This window comes from Jejuibacter sp. L23 (genome assembly GCF_050815825.1).
Lineage (GTDB): Bacteria > Pseudomonadota > Gammaproteobacteria > Enterobacterales > Enterobacteriaceae > Jejubacter > Jejubacter calystegiae.
The window spans coordinates 764,487-778,688 of record NZ_CP138199.1; the positions used below are offsets into that span (position 1 = coordinate 764,487).

General features: G+C 55.3%; 16 protein-coding genes, 3 tRNA genes and 1 pseudogene. 11 read left to right on the plus strand and 9 right to left on the minus strand.

Annotated elements, in window-relative coordinates; translation table 11 throughout:
- Positions 1-69 precede the first annotated feature (69 nt).
- From SCU88_RS03535 to SCU88_RS03545, 3 genes are all read right to left on the minus strand, one after another.
- On the minus strand, positions 70-717 hold the full coding sequence (locus SCU88_RS03535) for a TetR family transcriptional regulator (RefSeq protein ID WP_175340369.1): 648 nt from the start codon (positions 715-717) through the stop codon (positions 70-72).
- 21 nt (positions 718-738) lie between these two features.
- Positions 739-930, minus strand: coding sequence for a hypothetical protein (locus SCU88_RS03540; RefSeq protein WP_431810084.1), 192 nt, complete (start codon positions 928-930; stop codon positions 739-741).
- Between the two features lie 126 nt (positions 931-1,056).
- The gene (locus SCU88_RS03545) at positions 1,057-1,182 is read right to left on the minus strand and encodes a hypothetical protein (protein WP_431810085.1); all 126 of its coding nucleotides are present in this window, start codon (positions 1,180-1,182) and stop codon (positions 1,057-1,059) included.
- Positions 1,183-2,634: 1,452 nt separating this feature from the next.
- Between SCU88_RS03545 and SCU88_RS03550 the strand changes: the two are divergent.
- Positions 2,635-2,862: pseudogene (locus SCU88_RS03550) on the plus strand (helix-turn-helix domain-containing protein); the annotation flags it as partial.
- 346 nt (positions 2,863-3,208) lie between these two features.
- The gene (locus tag SCU88_RS03555) at positions 3,209-4,456 is read left to right on the plus strand and encodes an MFS transporter (protein WP_175340367.1); all 1,248 of its coding nucleotides are present in this window, start codon (positions 3,209-3,211) and stop codon (positions 4,454-4,456) included.
- On the opposite strand, the gene SCU88_RS03560 is transcribed toward SCU88_RS03555, so the two are convergent.
- Positions 4,450-4,908, minus strand: coding sequence for a YbaK/EbsC family protein (locus SCU88_RS03560; protein ID WP_175340366.1), 459 nt, complete (start codon positions 4,906-4,908; stop codon positions 4,450-4,452). The two genes, SCU88_RS03555 and SCU88_RS03560, sit on opposite strands and share 7 nt — an antisense overlap.
- Before the next feature lie 110 nt (positions 4,909-5,018).
- Entirely contained in the window at positions 5,019-5,807 is a 789-nt protein-coding gene (gene fhuF, locus SCU88_RS03565) for a siderophore-iron reductase FhuF (protein WP_175340365.1), read from the minus strand.
- A gap of 189 nt (positions 5,808-5,996) precedes the next feature.
- On the opposite strand from fhuF, the gene SCU88_RS03570 reads away from it, so the two are divergent.
- On the plus strand, positions 5,997-6,245 hold the full coding sequence (locus SCU88_RS03570) for a DUF1435 family protein (RefSeq protein WP_138095650.1): 249 nt from the start codon (positions 5,997-5,999) through the stop codon (positions 6,243-6,245).
- Positions 6,246-6,306: 61 nt separating this feature from the next.
- Here SCU88_RS03570 and SCU88_RS03575 read toward each other — a convergent pair.
- The 4 genes from SCU88_RS03575 to rsmC form a co-directional block, all read right to left on the minus strand.
- Positions 6,307-6,393, minus strand: a tRNA-Leu gene (locus tag SCU88_RS03575).
- A 32-nt stretch (positions 6,394-6,425) separates the two neighbouring features.
- Positions 6,426-6,512, minus strand: a tRNA-Leu gene (locus SCU88_RS03580).
- 29 nt (positions 6,513-6,541) lie between these two features.
- A tRNA-Leu gene (locus tag SCU88_RS03585) sits at positions 6,542-6,628 on the minus strand.
- Between the two features lie 124 nt (positions 6,629-6,752).
- The gene (rsmC, locus tag SCU88_RS03590; protein ID WP_175340364.1) at positions 6,753-7,781 is read right to left on the minus strand and encodes a 16S rRNA (guanine(1207)-N(2))-methyltransferase RsmC; all 1,029 of its coding nucleotides are present in this window, start codon (positions 7,779-7,781) and stop codon (positions 6,753-6,755) included.
- Between the two features lie 126 nt (positions 7,782-7,907).
- Between rsmC and SCU88_RS03595 the strand changes: the two genes are divergently transcribed.
- From SCU88_RS03595 to SCU88_RS03630, 8 genes are all read left to right on the plus strand, one after another.
- Positions 7,908-8,312 (plus strand): DNA polymerase III subunit psi, encoded by a 405-nt coding sequence (locus tag SCU88_RS03595; protein WP_175340437.1) that lies wholly within the window; start codon positions 7,908-7,910, stop codon positions 8,310-8,312.
- On the plus strand, positions 8,290-8,733 hold the full coding sequence (rimI, locus tag SCU88_RS03600) for a ribosomal protein S18-alanine N-acetyltransferase (protein WP_175340436.1): 444 nt from the start codon (positions 8,290-8,292) through the stop codon (positions 8,731-8,733). Before SCU88_RS03595 ends, rimI begins: the two co-directional genes overlap by 23 nt.
- A gap of 21 nt (positions 8,734-8,754) precedes the next feature.
- Positions 8,755-9,435, plus strand: a complete 681-nt coding sequence (gene yjjG, locus SCU88_RS03605; protein ID WP_175340363.1) for a pyrimidine 5'-nucleotidase — start codon at positions 8,755-8,757, stop codon at positions 9,433-9,435.
- Positions 9,436-9,541: 106 nt separating this feature from the next.
- On the plus strand, positions 9,542-11,131 hold the full coding sequence (gene prfC, locus SCU88_RS03610) for a peptide chain release factor 3 (protein WP_138095654.1): 1,590 nt from the start codon (positions 9,542-9,544) through the stop codon (positions 11,129-11,131).
- A 190-nt stretch (positions 11,132-11,321) separates the two neighbouring features.
- Positions 11,322-11,936 carry a molecular chaperone OsmY gene (osmY, locus tag SCU88_RS03615; protein ID WP_138095655.1) on the plus strand — a complete coding sequence of 205 codons (615 nt, stop codon included), beginning with the start codon at positions 11,322-11,324 and terminating at the stop codon, positions 11,934-11,936.
- A gap of 100 nt (positions 11,937-12,036) precedes the next feature.
- Entirely contained in the window at positions 12,037-12,198 is a 162-nt protein-coding gene (locus tag SCU88_RS03620) for a DUF1328 family protein (protein WP_138095656.1), read from the plus strand.
- A 104-nt stretch (positions 12,199-12,302) separates the two neighbouring features.
- Entirely contained in the window at positions 12,303-13,373 is a 1,071-nt protein-coding gene (locus SCU88_RS03625) for a patatin-like phospholipase family protein (RefSeq protein WP_175340362.1), read from the plus strand.
- A complete protein-coding gene (locus SCU88_RS03630) occupies positions 13,370-14,149 on the plus strand; it encodes a TatD family hydrolase (RefSeq protein ID WP_175340361.1) in 780 nt (259 codons plus the stop codon). Before SCU88_RS03625 ends, SCU88_RS03630 begins: the two co-directional genes overlap by 4 nt.
- Positions 14,150-14,202: the final 53 nt, after the last annotated feature.

Consider the following 14,202-nt stretch of genomic DNA (forward strand, 5'->3'; position numbering starts at 1 on the left):
CGGGGCAGAGGAACGGTGGCGTATCATAACATAAATCCATTGCGACAAGGCTCGCAAAAGCGCCGTCCGTTACGGACAGATATAGCGCAGAACCACCCGCACCGCCATCGCACGGTAGTGGGCGCGCATTGCGGCGGCGTCGCTGCCTTCCTCAAACAGCAGTGCAAAGGTGTAGCTGTTAGCGGCGTAGTGGAAGCTAAAGCTGCTGATCAGGCGGTGAACGTCCCGGGCGGTGACGGCGGTGCTGAACAGCTGTTTCGCCTGGCCGCGCTGCAGAATATCGTCCAGTAGCGTCAGGGCGCTGCGATTCACCTCTTTCAGCCGGGCAGAGTCCCGGGCATATCGGCCGCGCTGCATATTCTCCATGCTGATAATCCGTATGAAATCGGGATTATCGGCATGGTAATCGAAGGTGGTTTCCACCAGCAGCACCATCGCTTCGACCGGCGGCAGCTGCGCCAGATTAAGCTGGTGCTCGGCGCCGCGAATCCGGGTATAGACATACTCCAGCACCTGCATATAGAGATGCTCTTTATTTTGAAAATGGTAAACCACCATTCGCTTGGTGGTACCGGCTTTTTCCGCAATTTGCTCCATACGCGCGCCGTTAAGGCCATATTCGGCGAACAGGGCGATGGCGCTGAAAAAAATCTTCTCTTTTAGCGTAGCGGTGGCCTCATCAAAGGGCCCGGGCAGATAGATATCCCGATGTTCCACGGTGTCTCCTTGTACTTTCGGTCATGCCCTGAGCATGGCCTGGGCTTCATAGAGCAGATCGAAGCGATCGCGACACATCGCCTCGACGGTGGGGTGGTGCGCGACTGGCGGCGGGTCAGGCTCAGGGTGCTCCAGAACCTGCCCTGGCGGTCGAGCAGTGGGACCGCCGCCACCCCAGCATACCCGGTTCAAACTCTTTACTGATAGTGGCATAGCCCTGCTCGCGAATGGCGGCGATGACCGGCATCAACCGGAGAATATCGCTCAGGGTATAGGGCGTGATGGGCTGAGGCCGCACCCGGCGCAAAAAGGTCTCTCATTCGTCCGGGCCCAGCGAAATCAGCCACAGTCGATCGCCCGGGGGACAGTGAGTCCGGGCGTCTCTTTGGAAAATAGATGAATCAGCGCCAGCCCTTTCTGTTGGTCAGCTATCAGGTCGCGCTGATGCGCCGGGATTTGCTTCATTCGTCACATTTCTGCCATTCATGCCGTCAGATAGCGCGATTATCGCAGCGTCGATGCGATAAACAAGTGAAAGCGACAAACGTGAATCTGTATGCGGTCGGAAATGATATGTCCGGCGTGATGCAGGACTACTACCCGGGCGGCGGTATTACACTGGGACCTACCATAACTTTTGGCTGTAAGGGGATTCGGTATGGGCGCCGTTGCCTGACCTTAGACAGACCTGAAACAGTGAAGATATCGCCAGGCAGTCAGGGATAACGACTTTTTCTGTCGCCAGTAAGTTATTTCCAGGTAATCAGGAGAATCTGGCTTCGGCTACTGGCTGGCGCTTTTCGGTATGAGGTGTAGAAATTTCCTGGGCATCTCCGAATACGGGAACATCTTTGGTGTTTGCATCGTGTCTGGCTTATGTTTCGTACTGGTTGGTTCACAGGTAACTGCGTTTTGACAGGCGTCTTTTAACCAAATTATCATTCTTTCTCGGTAAGTTATGATATCAGATTCGTATAGTCTCAAAATGCTTATCAGAATGAGGTCAACAAAGAGAGAATATTCCAGGTCCTCATCTTGGGGGAGTACTGTGGTGATTCTTCTATCGATATGAATTACATGGTTTTTTCTGGTGTTTACCTGCCGGGGATGAGCACTTTGATATTAAACCTCACTTTCTTATATTATTAATCAAGTTGATGTTTTATAAAATAATGTTTTTTACTTTTCTTTATTTTTTTAAGAAACAATAATAAACCTTTTTAAGATTTCAGCGGGATTGACAGCTAAACCATAACAGTATTATTTTATCAGTAATTGATATTCCTTCGCTGTCTTTTGGAATATTAAGAATTTTCTACTCATTAAGATAAATGCGGTCTGGGTACTAAGAATTTTCTTCGTGTTGTGCAGGCCCGAACGTTACCTTTTTACTGTTGAAAATAAAACACTTTTGTTACTGCACTGCAGAAAAACGAAAGGAGCAGTTATTAGCAGTTTCAGCAAAATAAATTACGGGAGGAGTTAACGATGTCACAGGGACGTCATCAGAATGCGATTATTTTTAGCCGCTACCCCGCGATGGCGGCGGGTCTGGAACAGGGGCTCCAGGGACTCGATCCGCAGACGGTTATACATATCGTTGAAAGCCACGAGGCCGTGACGCCGCAGTTATTGCAGAAGGCGACACTGGCGGTCATTGATCTGACCGGAGATGCCGTTGAAATTGAGCAGGATTTTCAGCAGCTGAGAACTCTGTATCAGACGGGCCATCATATCTCCTGGGTCTTTCTGATACCTCATTTCGCTCGCTTTACCGCGATGCAACAGCTGCTGTGGCCGGGTAGCCTGCTGCTGCCGAACACCTTTACTCTGGCAGAGATTCAGAATCGTATTCACAGCGGTGAAGCAGGGAACTACCTGGGTGAGGTTGATGGCGCTACTCAGGAGGGGCGACAGCCGTTAACGCTTTCGGAGCGCCAGGTTTTACGGCTGATGGCAAAAGGATGGAGTATCAATCAGATTTCTGGTCTGCTGAAAAAGAGTAATAAGACCGTTAGCGCTCAGAAAAATAGCGCTATGCGTCGTCTGGCTTTGCGCAGTAATGCCGAGATGTATGCCTGGATCAACAGCCCCCGCGGTATGCGTGAGCTGAACGTTCAGCCGCTGGAATCTCTGGAAAAGTAGACCGTTGCCGACCGTAACCGGCAGGTGCCGGTTGTGATTGCAGAGCAATGGCTGTTGTAAGCCCCTTGCCCCGTTTACCTGTTAAATGGGGCTTTTTTATGGGCGGGGAATAATAAATTGTAAATGAAATATTTAGCTTGCTATTATTACAAGTGGAAACCATTTTGCGGGTTATTTCAGCATGCGGCTCTGATATAAACAAATAATTAACATATGGAAAACATGTGTTAACTGGGCTGGCGTTGCCTCCGCGACAGGGACTGCCCCGATCTCTCCTTGCCTGACTCAAAAAACGCGAGCCATTCTTTTACCGCAATGTCGGTGTTTGCAAGACAGGACATACCCTATGTTTACTCCCCTTACCTGGACGTCAACGCAACGTCATGTCGCGATGGCCAGCTTTTCCGCGTGGATGCTGGATGCCTTCGATTTCTTCATACTGGTTTTTGTGCTGAGTGATTTAGCCAGCTATTTCCACTCTTCGGTGGCGGATGTTTCGCTGGCGATTATGCTGACCCTTGCGGTGCGACCTATCGGCGCGCTGATCTTTGGTCGGCTGGCCGAAAAGTTCGGGCGACGGCCGGTTATGATGTTTAACGTTGCCTGCTTTTCGGTATTCGAGCTGCTCTCGGCCTGGTCGCCCACCTTTTCCGCTTTTCTGCTGTTCCGGGTGATCTACGGCGTTGCCATGGGCGGTATTTGGGGCGTTGCCTCCTCGCTGGCGATGGAAACCATTCCCGACCGCTCGCGCGGCTTGATGTCAGGCCTGTTTCAGGCCGGGTATCCCTGCGGCTATCTGCTGGCTTCGGTGATTTTTGGGCTGTTCTATTCACTGGTGGGCTGGCGCGGGATGTTCCTGATTGGCGCATTGCCCATTGTCCTGCTGCCCTATATCTGGTTTAAGGTACCGGAATCGCCGGTCTGGCTGGCGGCGCGCGAACGTAAAGAGAGCGCGGCGCTGCTGCCAACGCTACGCAGTCACTGGAAGCTCTGCCTGTATCTGGTGCTGGTCATGGCCTGCTTCAACTTCTTCAGTCACGGTACTCAGGATCTCTATCCCACCTTCCTGAAAGTGCAGCACGGTTTCGATCCCCATACCGTCAGTACCATTGCCATTTTCTACAATATCGCCGCCATGCTGGGCGGTATTCTGTTTGGCTCGGTGTCTGAGCGCATTGGTCGCAAGAAGGCGATGATGGTGGCCGCATTCCTGGCGTTGCCGGTACTGCCGCTCTGGGCCTTTTCCAGCGGCTCTTTTACCATCGGGCTGGGGGCTTTTCTGATGCAGTTTATGGTCCAGGGCGCCTGGGGCGTGGTACCGACCTGGCTGAATGAGCTGGTACCAGCTAATGCTCGTGCCGTACTGCCTGGCTTCGTTTACCAGTTGGGTAACCTGATTGCTTCGGTGAATGCGACGCTACAGGCGACCATCGCCGAACGCCACGGTGGCGATTATGGTCTGGCGATGGCCATTGTGGCCGGGACGGTGGCGATTCTTATCTGCCTGCTGGTGGCCTTTGGCCGGGAAACCCGGGGGATGGTGATTTCTGGCCAGCAGGGCGTAACCCCGGCGTCACGGCAGCACAGTCATTGACAGAGATCGGCCCATGTGGCTTCTGTGAGCTCCGCAAGCCGGGAAGGCGATATACGTACGGCGCTATGGATGGCGCCCGCGGCGGGGAGAACTTCAGCAAATTGTTGCAGGGAAACATCGCAGTAAATCGGTAGCGGATTCTCCAGCCCAAACGGGCAGACGCCCCCCACCGGATGGCCGGTCCAGGTCACCACTTCATCGCTGCTCAGCATCCGGGCCTTGGCGCCAAAAAAGGACTTTAGCTTCTTATTGTCGAGGCGAGCGTCTCCTTTCGCGACGACCAGTACCACATTGTCTTTTACTTTGAGTGAGAGTGTTTTGGCGATCTGCCCGGGCGTTACACCATGAGCGACGGCGGCCAGTGCGACAGTAGCGGTACTCTGATTCAGTTCAATGATTTCAATATCGGGGGCATTGTCGGCAAAAAACTGCCTAACGGATTGCAGGCTCATTAATCTTCTCCTGATAAATGCGCCTGATAATCTGTCACAGGGAGAGCGGGCTGTAAACCGCCAGGACTGCTATAGCGACCGGGAATTCAGAGCTTTCTGTATGTAGGGGATTATTTCAGGGTGCAGTCGCCGCACTGCTGGACACCGGGCAGTCGGTTGCGCTGGCAGCAGGTGCGGCGTACCAGCAGGCCGTCGCGCGGAACGACGGTGCGAAACAGCGGGTTATCGCGACCGCAGCTTAACTGTTTGCTGAAGAAGCAGCGCTGGCGCAGGGCATGATACTGTTCATCGCCCAGCAGGGAACGGATTTCGCCCAGGAACCAGTTCACCAGATAGCCGGTGTTGCTCCAGATTAGCTTGCCGCTAACGCCGCCGCTGTTTTCCAGAGCGCTGACGACCGGCAGAATGCCATCCATCCACAGTGATTCCAGGCGCTGCTCAAACGAGAGTGTCGTGAGTTGGCGATTTTCGCGAACGTGCAGATGGAAGTGGGCGACGCGGCCGGTTTCATGGAAGACGGCGTGTACGGCGTCAGGGGCGACTGACAGCGCTTTACCAGAATGGAACAGCGCCAGCATTAGTGGGGGCACCAGCAGGCCGATGTACCACTGCGCCCAGAGAGAGGCCAGTGGCTTATTCTGGCGCTGCGCATCCGGGTCGTTACGATAGATATGTTGCGCGTAGCTTGCCATCAGGGCTTCGAGGGTGGCAGGGCGGGACCATTCGCTCAGCGTCATTCCCTCTGCCGGAAGCTGGTCCAACAGAGTTATGGTCTCATTAAACCACGGGCGCTGTTCACTAAAGGCGGCACGAAGCGTTTCGGCCAGCGGCTGCATCCTGCCTGTCTGTTCCGGCAGCCAGATCCCCGGCTGCGCAATGTGCGTGCTCTGTAGTGACATAGGCGAATTGCCAATCTAAATGATAATGATTGCCAATCTTAATCATCGCTATAACCGATGGCAAGGGATTTCCTGGAAGGCATGCGTAGCATCAAAAAATGGTGATAGCAGAAGAAAAAAGTGGGCTGACAAATGAGAAATACTACCATATGATACTGGTTATCATTATCAATTGTTGGAATAGTCGATATGTTGCAACGGGGTCTGGAAAGCGGTTGGGCTGGCCTGTTTTCTGGCGTTCTGGTGGCGTCGGGGCTGATACTGGGCGATCTCTCGTTTGGCACCTGGCGGTTACTGATGGCGCTGGCGATGGTGGCGACCGTCGCGATGCTGTTCCACCGGCGGCTGCGCCACTATCTGCTGTTGCCATCCTGCATTGTCGTCGCGATGGGAATGGTGCCTGTGCTGATGCATAGCGCAGCGTTTTCCGGCCATTAGCGGGAAGGGCATGAAAAAGCGTTTGGATTTTGGGGAAATAAGAGAAAAATCAGGAAGAGACTGGTGCGAGGGGAGGGACTTGAACCCTCACGTCCGTAAGGACACTAACACCTGAAGCTAGCGCGTCTACCAATTCCGCCACCTTCGCACAGTTTGTCTGATGTGATATCGCCCGCGCAGTGGTGCGAGGGGAGGGACTTGAACCCTCACGTCCGTAAGGACACTAACACCTGAAGCTAGCGCGTCTACCAATTCCGCCACCTTCGCAGGTACTGCTAACGATATCTTGTGGTTGTTGGTGCGAGGGGAGGGACTTGAACCCTCACGTCCGTAAGGACACTAACACCTGAAGCTAGCGCGTCTACCAATTCCGCCACCTTCGCATCACAGCGCGAGAAATCTCGCAACCACGGGGGCGCATTCTAGATGTTTTATCGCCGTCGTCAACAGTTAATTATGTGCCGTCATGCTGAATGGTGCAAAAAGCGGCACATTGGGCAAAAAACGTTAACGGCGGGCGCCGCGGCCATATATGGCGCGATATACCTTAAAGCGTCCGTTCTGGGCCAGCACCTCGTGACTGCCGAAAACTTCGTCCAGCACATTCGGATATGGCAGGAAGGCGTTGGCGACAATTCTGAGCTCGCCGCCGCTGTTCAGGTGGCGTACGGAGTGACGGATGAGCTGACGAGCAGCTTCCAGGCTGGTTTCGCGCCCTTCGTGGAACGGCGGGTTGGAGAGGATGATATCGAAACGCCCCTGTACGTCGGACAACACATTACTGGCCAGTACGTTGCCTTCCAGACCGTTTGCAGCAAGCGTCGCGCGGCTGGCGGCCAGAGCCGGGGCCGAAACGTCACACAGGGTCAGACGCACTTTGGGGGAATGACGCGCCAGCGCAACGGCGAGTACCCCGGCGCCGCAGCCTACATCCAGCACTTTACCTTTGGTATGGGGCATAAAGGTGGAGAGTAGCAGTTGGCTGCCGCTGTCGAGCCCGTCGCGGCTGAAGACGCCGGGCAGGGTTTTGATGGTCATGCCGTCGTGGTGATACTCGCCCCACCAGGCTTCAGGGTCGAAAGCCGGGCGCGTTTCGAGCTGGCCATAGTAGAAGCCGCAGCGTCGGGCGCTGTCCACTTTATTCAAAGTCGCATAGTCCGCCAGCATCTGTTCGGCGCTGCGCACGCCGCTGCGGTTTTCCCCGACGATGAAAATATCGCATCCTTCCGGCAGCAGCGACAGCAGGTTCATTAGCTGATACTGGGCTTCGGGCTTGTTTTTGGGCCAGTAGTAGACCAGCGTATCGCTGTCGCCGATGGCATCGGCATCGGCCTGCAGGCCAAAACGGGCGCGATCATCCATCTGCGCGCTCAGTAGCTGCCAGTGGTGGTACTGCCAGGCGTACACCCGGCTCTGGGCCGTTTCGATCTGTGCTGGCAGGGTATCCTGGAGATCGCCTGCGAACAGCACGCGGCGGTGGGTAAAATCATCACTGTGGCGCAGCACGACTTCGCTTGCGGGGCACCAGGCGGACATAAAACGACTCCTTCTCATAGTTGGCCGGGGATTATAACCCCAACGCGCCGGAAGCGGCATCTGTTGGCGGGGATTCGATGAATTTGCTATATTTGCGGCCTTCTGGTGACTGGAGCAGATTTCGTGATGACATCCCGACGTGACAGGCAGCTCACGCAACTGGGGATCACCCAGTGGCGGCTTCGACGCCCCGCGGTGTTGCAGGGCGAAATCGCGCTCAGAATCCCCGAACATATCCGCCTGGTGATGGTGGCTGATAAGCCGCCCGCATTAACCGATCCCCTGATTCAGGACGTGCTGCGCGCGCTGATGCTAACGGAGGCCAGTGTGCTGCCGCTTACGCCAGAGCGTGCGGCGTTGCTGCCTGAGGGGAGCCGCTGCAATAGCTGGCGGTTGGGCGTGGAAGCGCCGCTGACGCTGCCTGGCGTCCAGCTCTCTTCACCGGGTTTCGACGAGCTTCTTCATAACGTTGCGGCGCGTATCGCGCTCTGGCGTCAGATTTGTGAACATGAACAGGATCTCTTCCCTTAATCCGGAGGATTTGGCGCAGGCCTGGGCCATTGAACAGCGCAGCCACGCCTTCCCATGGAGCGAAAAAACTTTCGCAAGCAATCAGGGTGAACGTTATCTCAACTTCCGGCTCAATGTGGATGACGAGATGGCGGCATTCGCCATTACCCAGGTGGTACTGGACGAAGCTACGCTGTTTAATATCGCGGTCGATCCCGCCTGGCAGCGGCGCGGGCTTGGCCGTCAGTTACTGACGCATTTGATCGGTGAACTGGAACAACGCGATGTCCTTACGCTGTGGCTGGAGGTGCGCGCGTCTAACGTCGCCGCCATCGCACTCTATGAAAGCCTCGGCTTTAATGAGGTGACGGTACGCCGCAACTACTATCCCACCACAGACGGACGTGAGGACGCCATTATTATGGCCCTGCCGCTGGGCTAAATAACAACAAAGGTGATGTAAATGAAGTGGGACTGGATACTCTTTGACGCTGATGAAACGCTGTTCAGCTTCGACTCCTTTGGCGGGCTACAGCGCATGTTTCTTGACTACAGCGTGACCTTTACCCCAGAGGACTACCAGGATTACCAGGCCGTTAATAAACCGCTTTGGGTTGATTACCAGAACGGTAACATCACCGCTTTACAGTTGCAGCATCAGCGCTTCCAGGGGTGGGCCGATCGCCTGAGGGTACCGGCCAGTGATTTGAATGACGCCTTTCTGAACGCGATGGCCGAGATTTGTACGCCGCTACCTGGGGCTGTCTCACTGCTTAACGCCCTGAAAGGTCAGTCGAAGATGGGCATTATCACCAACGGGTTTAGCGCACTGCAAAATCGTCGTCTGTCCCGCACTGGCCTGAAGGACTATTTCGATCTGCTGGTGATTTCCGAAGAGGTGGGCGTTGCCAAACCGGATCGCAAAATTTTTGACCATGCGCTGGCGCGTATGGGCGAACCTTCCCGGGAGCGGGTGCTGATGGTCGGCGATACCGCCGAATCAGACATTCTGGGCGGTATGAATGCCGGGCTTTCCACCGTCTGGCTGAATGCCCAACACCGCCCCTTGCCGGAAGGCATTCGTCCCGACTGGCAGGTTGCTTCGCTGCCGGAGCTGGAAGCGCTGCTGTGCCATGAAGAATAGTGTAATGAATAATTGTCTAACCCGCGGTGATGAGTAAAATTGCCCCACTTTCTTGAATACCCTGCGCGCGAACAGAAACCGCGCGCCGCAACCTGAAGACTGAACTATGACCTTGTCTCCTTATTTGCAAGAGGTGGCGAAGCGCCGCACTTTTGCCATCATCTCTCACCCGGACGCCGGTAAAACCACCATTACGGAAAAGGTACTGCTGTTCGGACAGGCGATTCAGACCGCGGGTACGGTTAAAGGTCGCGGCGCCAGTCAGCACGCTAAATCGGACTGGATGGAGATGGAAAAGCAGCGTGGTATCTCTATCACCACGTCGGTAATGCAGTTTCCCTATCATGACTCGCTGGTCAACCTGCTTGATACCCCCGGGCACGAAGACTTCTCGGAAGATACCTACCGTACCCTGACGGCGGTGGACTGCTGTCTGATGGTGATTGATGCCGCGAAAGGGGTTGAGGATCGTACCCGTAAGCTGATGGAAGTTACCCGTCTGCGCGATACGCCGATCATCACCTTTATGAACAAACTGGACCGTGATATCCGCGATCCGATGGAACTGCTGGATGAAGTGGAAAGCGAGCTGAAAATTGCCTGCGCCCCCATTACCTGGCCAATCGGCTGCGGCAAGCTGTTTAAAGGGGTTTATCACCTGTATAAGGATGAGACTTATCTCTACCAGAGCGGCCAGGGGCACACCATCCAGGAAGTGCGTATCGTTAAGGGGCTGAATAATCCCGAGCTGGACGCCGCCGTGGGCGAAGATCTGGCGCAGCAGCTGCGCGATGAGCTGGAACTGGTGCAGGGGGCTTCCAACGAATTCGATAAAGAGTTGTTCCTGAGCGGCGACATTACGCCGGTATTCTTCGGTACCGCGCTGGGTAACTTCGGCGTTGATCATATGCTTGATGGCCTGGTGGAGTGGGCGCCAGCGCCGATGCCGCGTGTGACCGATACCCGTACGGTCGAGGCCAGTGAAGAGAAGTTCTCCGGCTTTGTCTTTAAAATTCAGGCCAATATGGACCCCAAACACCGCGATCGCGTGGCTTTTATGCGCGTGGTTTCCGGCCGCTATGAGAAAGGCATGAAGCTGCGCCAGGTGCGTACCGGTAAGGATGTGGTGATTTCCGATGCCCTGACCTTTATGGCGGGAGATCGCGCCCACGTGGAAGAGGCGTATCCCGGCGATATTATCGGCCTGCATAACCATGGCACTATCCAGATTGGCGACACCTTTACTCAGGGTGAGGCGATGAAGTTCACCGGCATTCCTAACTTTGCGCCTGAACTGTTCCGCCGTATTCGCCTGCGCGATCCGCTGAAGCAGAAGCAGTTACTCAAAGGGCTGGTGCAGCTTTCGGAAGAAGGCGCGGTGCAGGTGTTCCGTCCCGTTGCCAATAACGATCTGATCGTGGGCGCCGTAGGGGTGCTGCAGTTTGATGTGGTGGTGGCGCGTCTTAAGAGCGAATACAACGTTGAGGCACTCTATGAGTCGATAAACGTCGCCACCGCCCGCTGGGTCGAGTGTGATAATGCGAAGAAATTCGACGAGTTCCAGCGCAAGAACGAGCAGCAGCTGGCACTGGACGGCGGCGATAACCTGACCTATATCGCCCCGACCATGGTTAACCTGAATCTGACCCAGGAACGCTATCCTGACGTCACTTTCCGCAAGACCCGCGAACACTAAGCCCGCCTGACTGGAGCGCGGCATTTTGGCTGCGCTCCATAATTCTTCTGAAATATTAATTGGTTAAAGAATACTCCTAATTCCCTGGTGATACTGCCGTTTTCAGGTTTATCTCCATGCGCTTTTATTCTGCTCGTCTATATTTAATAAAGTTAGATTCTGATGGATAAGCAAAAACAGGAGTGAACCGATGAATAATCCGATGATTTCTAAAACGCTACTGGCCGTGGTACTGGGTACCGTTCTGGCGAGCGGCTCTGCCATGGCGCAGAGCGATGCGGCGAACAAGGTCCAGTCTGGCACCGAGAGTGCAGGGCAGAAAATCGATAGTTCGATGAAAAAAGTCGGTAACTTCATGGATGACAGCGCTATCACCGCAAAGGTGAAGGCGGCGCTGGTAGACGATGAAGCGATCAAAAGCAGCGATATTTCGGTGAAAACCGACGATAAAGTGGTGACGTTAAGCGGTTTCGTGACCAGCCAGGCGGAAGCTGAAAAAGCGGTGCAACTGGCGAAAGGGATTGAGGGCGTGACCTCGGTGAGCGATAAGCTGCATGTGAAAGACAGCAAGGCCCAGAGCCTGAAAGGCTATGCGGGCGATACCGCCACCACCAGCGAAATTAAAGCCAAAATGCTGGCGGATGATGGGTTGCCTTCACGCAATGTGAAAGTCAAAACCACCGACGGTGTAGTGCAACTGACCGGTAACGTAGAAACCCAGGCTCAGGCCGACAGGGCCGAGAGTATTGCAAAGGCCGTTGAAGGCGTGAAAAGCGTGAAAAACGACCTGAAAGTTCAGCCGTAATACCCTGATTCAGGGCGGCATGAAAAGCGTCAGTAACGGGAGTCTTCCCACTCGAGAGCGATTTGTCACCACTTAGATATCCAACTAAAAGGAGCTGTGTATGTTTCGATGGGGCATTATTTTTCTGATTATTGCACTGATTGCGGCAGCTCTGGGCTTTGGTGGCCTGGCGGGTGCGGCGGCAAGCGCCGCAAAAATTGTTTTCGTGGTCGGTGTTATCCTGTTCCTGGTTAGCCTTTTTATGGGGCGCAGGCGCCCTTAGCCCGGGCCAGGTATTTGTAACAAAATAGCCAGCCTTCGGGCTGGCTATTTTGTTCTGAATGCAGAATGATCGTCCATAACGATAATATCTTCAGGAAAGCAGCGGTGGGGCAGAGAATACCTGTAACGCTCGGCAATATTGCGCCGCTGGCGTTAAAACCCTTTCATCCCGGTAAACTGGCGCTGGTCTGTGAAGGCGGCGGTCAGCGCGGTATCTTTACCGCAGGCGTGCTGGACGAATTCCTGGACGCTAATTTCGACCCGTTCGATCTTTATTTCGGGACATCGGCTGGTGCTCAGAATTTGTCGGCCTTTGTCTGCCGCCAGCCCGGCTATGCCCGGCGAGTCATTACCCGCTACACGACGCGCAGCGAATTCTTTAATCCGCTGCGTTTTGTGCGCGGTGGTAATCTGATCGATCTCGACTGGCTGGTGGATGCCACCTCCCGGAAGATGCCGCTGGCTATGGATAATGCCGCACGGCTGTTCGACGCCGGTCGTGAGTTCTATATGTGCGCCTGCCGCAGCGATAACGACTACACGCCGGATTACTTCGCGCCTGACAGCGGTAACTGGCTCGATGTGATTCGCGCTTCCAGCGCGATTCCCGGCTTCTACCGCACCGGCGTTCAGCTCGGTGACTTTAGCTACCAGGATGGCGGAATCAGCGATGCGATTCCGGTTCGCCAGGCGGCGCAGCGCGGCGCACAAACGCTGGTGGTGATCCGCACCGTTCCTTCCCAGATGTACTATACGCCCCAGTGGTTTCGGCGCATGGAGCGCTGGTTGGGAGAGGGAAGCCTGAAGCCGTTGATCAACCTGGTGCAGCATCATGAAACCAGCTATGCGGCCATCCAGAAGTTCATCGATAAACCGCCTGGTGACCTGCGCATTTTCGAAATTTACCCGCCCGGGCCATTGAAGAGCATTGCCTTAGGCAGCCGCCAGGTGGCGCTACGCAGCGACTATAAGCTGGGCCGCCAGTGCGGGCGCTACTTTCTGGCGACAGTCGGGCGCATGCTGGCCCGTAAGCCGCCGCTGCGTCGCTTTAGCGCGCCGGTGGTGTCTGCGCCAGCGGCGCTGCCGGAAGCGGTATCCCTGATGACGCCCGCAGCCAATGATATCGCGGTGCCGCAGGCCAATGATGCCGCCTTTAACAACGAGGATCTGGCGTGAACTGGCGCTTTATCGACACTCACTGCCATTTCGATTTTCCCCCTTTCGAGGGGGATGAAACGGAAAGCCTGGCCCGGGCCGCCAGGGCTGGCGTTGAGCGCGTCATTGTTCCGGCGGTGTGCGCTTCGCGCTTCGATGATGTGCTTTCGCTTGCCTGTCAGCATCCGGCGATTTATGCCGCGCTGGGGCTGCATCCGGTGTGGGTAGCGCAGCACGATGATACGGCACTGGCATTGCTGGAGCTGCATCTGAGCCAGCGCCCTTCCGGGCTGGTGGCGATTGGCGAAATTGGTCTCGATCGCTATATTCCCGAGCCGCAGTTTGACAGGCAGATGGCGCTGCTGGAAGCTCAGCTTCGGCTGGCAAAACATTATGATCTACCGGTGATTTTGCATTCGCGCCGAACCCACGACCAACTGGCAGCCCTGCTGCGTCGCATGGCGCTACCGCGGGCGGGCGTTGTACACGGTTTTTCCGGTAGCCTGCAACAGGCTCAGCATTTTGTATCGCTGGGCTACCGCATCGGCGTAGGGGGCACCATTACTTATCCCCGGGCCAGTAAGACCCGCGCGGTGATGGCGACGCTGCCGCTCGATGCGCTGCTGCTGGAGACCGATGCACCCGATATGCCGCTCAACGGTTGGCAGGGGCAGCCCAACCGACCGGAACAGGTCACGGAGGTCTTTCGGGCGCTCTGTGAGCTGCGCAGCGAATCTCCCCGACAAATTGCCGATGCGTTATTCGAAAACGCCAGTCGGTTGTTTGCGCTATCCTGATGGTAAAGCGTGATCTTCGTCACTTTATAAAATCTTACTATGTAAATTGCTGC

Coding starts and splice junctions, on each gene's coding strand:
- SCU88_RS03540 (WP_431810084.1), bottom strand. CDS start 930: ATGCCACTATCAGTAAAGAGTTTGAACCGGGTATGCTGGGGTGGCGGC.
- SCU88_RS03545 (WP_431810085.1), bottom strand. CDS start 1,182: ATGAAGCAAATCCCGGCGCATCAGCGCGACCTGATAGCTGACCAACAG.
- SCU88_RS03555 (WP_175340367.1), top strand. CDS start 3,209: ATGTTTACTCCCCTTACCTGGACGTCAACGCAACGTCATGTCGCGATG.
- SCU88_RS03560 (WP_175340366.1), bottom strand. CDS start 4,908: ATGAGCCTGCAATCCGTTAGGCAGTTTTTTGCCGACAATGCCCCCGAT.
- fhuF (WP_175340365.1), bottom strand. CDS start 5,807: ATGTCACTACAGAGCACGCACATTGCGCAGCCGGGGATCTGGCTGCCG.
- SCU88_RS03570 (WP_138095650.1), top strand. CDS start 5,997: ATGTTGCAACGGGGTCTGGAAAGCGGTTGGGCTGGCCTGTTTTCTGGC.
- rsmC (WP_175340364.1), bottom strand. CDS start 7,781: ATGTCCGCCTGGTGCCCCGCAAGCGAAGTCGTGCTGCGCCACAGTGAT.
- SCU88_RS03595 (WP_175340437.1), top strand. CDS start 7,908: ATGACATCCCGACGTGACAGGCAGCTCACGCAACTGGGGATCACCCAG.
- rimI (WP_175340436.1), top strand. CDS start 8,290: ATGAACAGGATCTCTTCCCTTAATCCGGAGGATTTGGCGCAGGCCTGG.
- yjjG (WP_175340363.1), top strand. CDS start 8,755: ATGAAGTGGGACTGGATACTCTTTGACGCTGATGAAACGCTGTTCAGC.
- prfC (WP_138095654.1), top strand. CDS start 9,542: ATGACCTTGTCTCCTTATTTGCAAGAGGTGGCGAAGCGCCGCACTTTT.
- osmY (WP_138095655.1), top strand. CDS start 11,322: ATGAATAATCCGATGATTTCTAAAACGCTACTGGCCGTGGTACTGGGT.
- SCU88_RS03620 (WP_138095656.1), top strand. CDS start 12,037: ATGTTTCGATGGGGCATTATTTTTCTGATTATTGCACTGATTGCGGCA.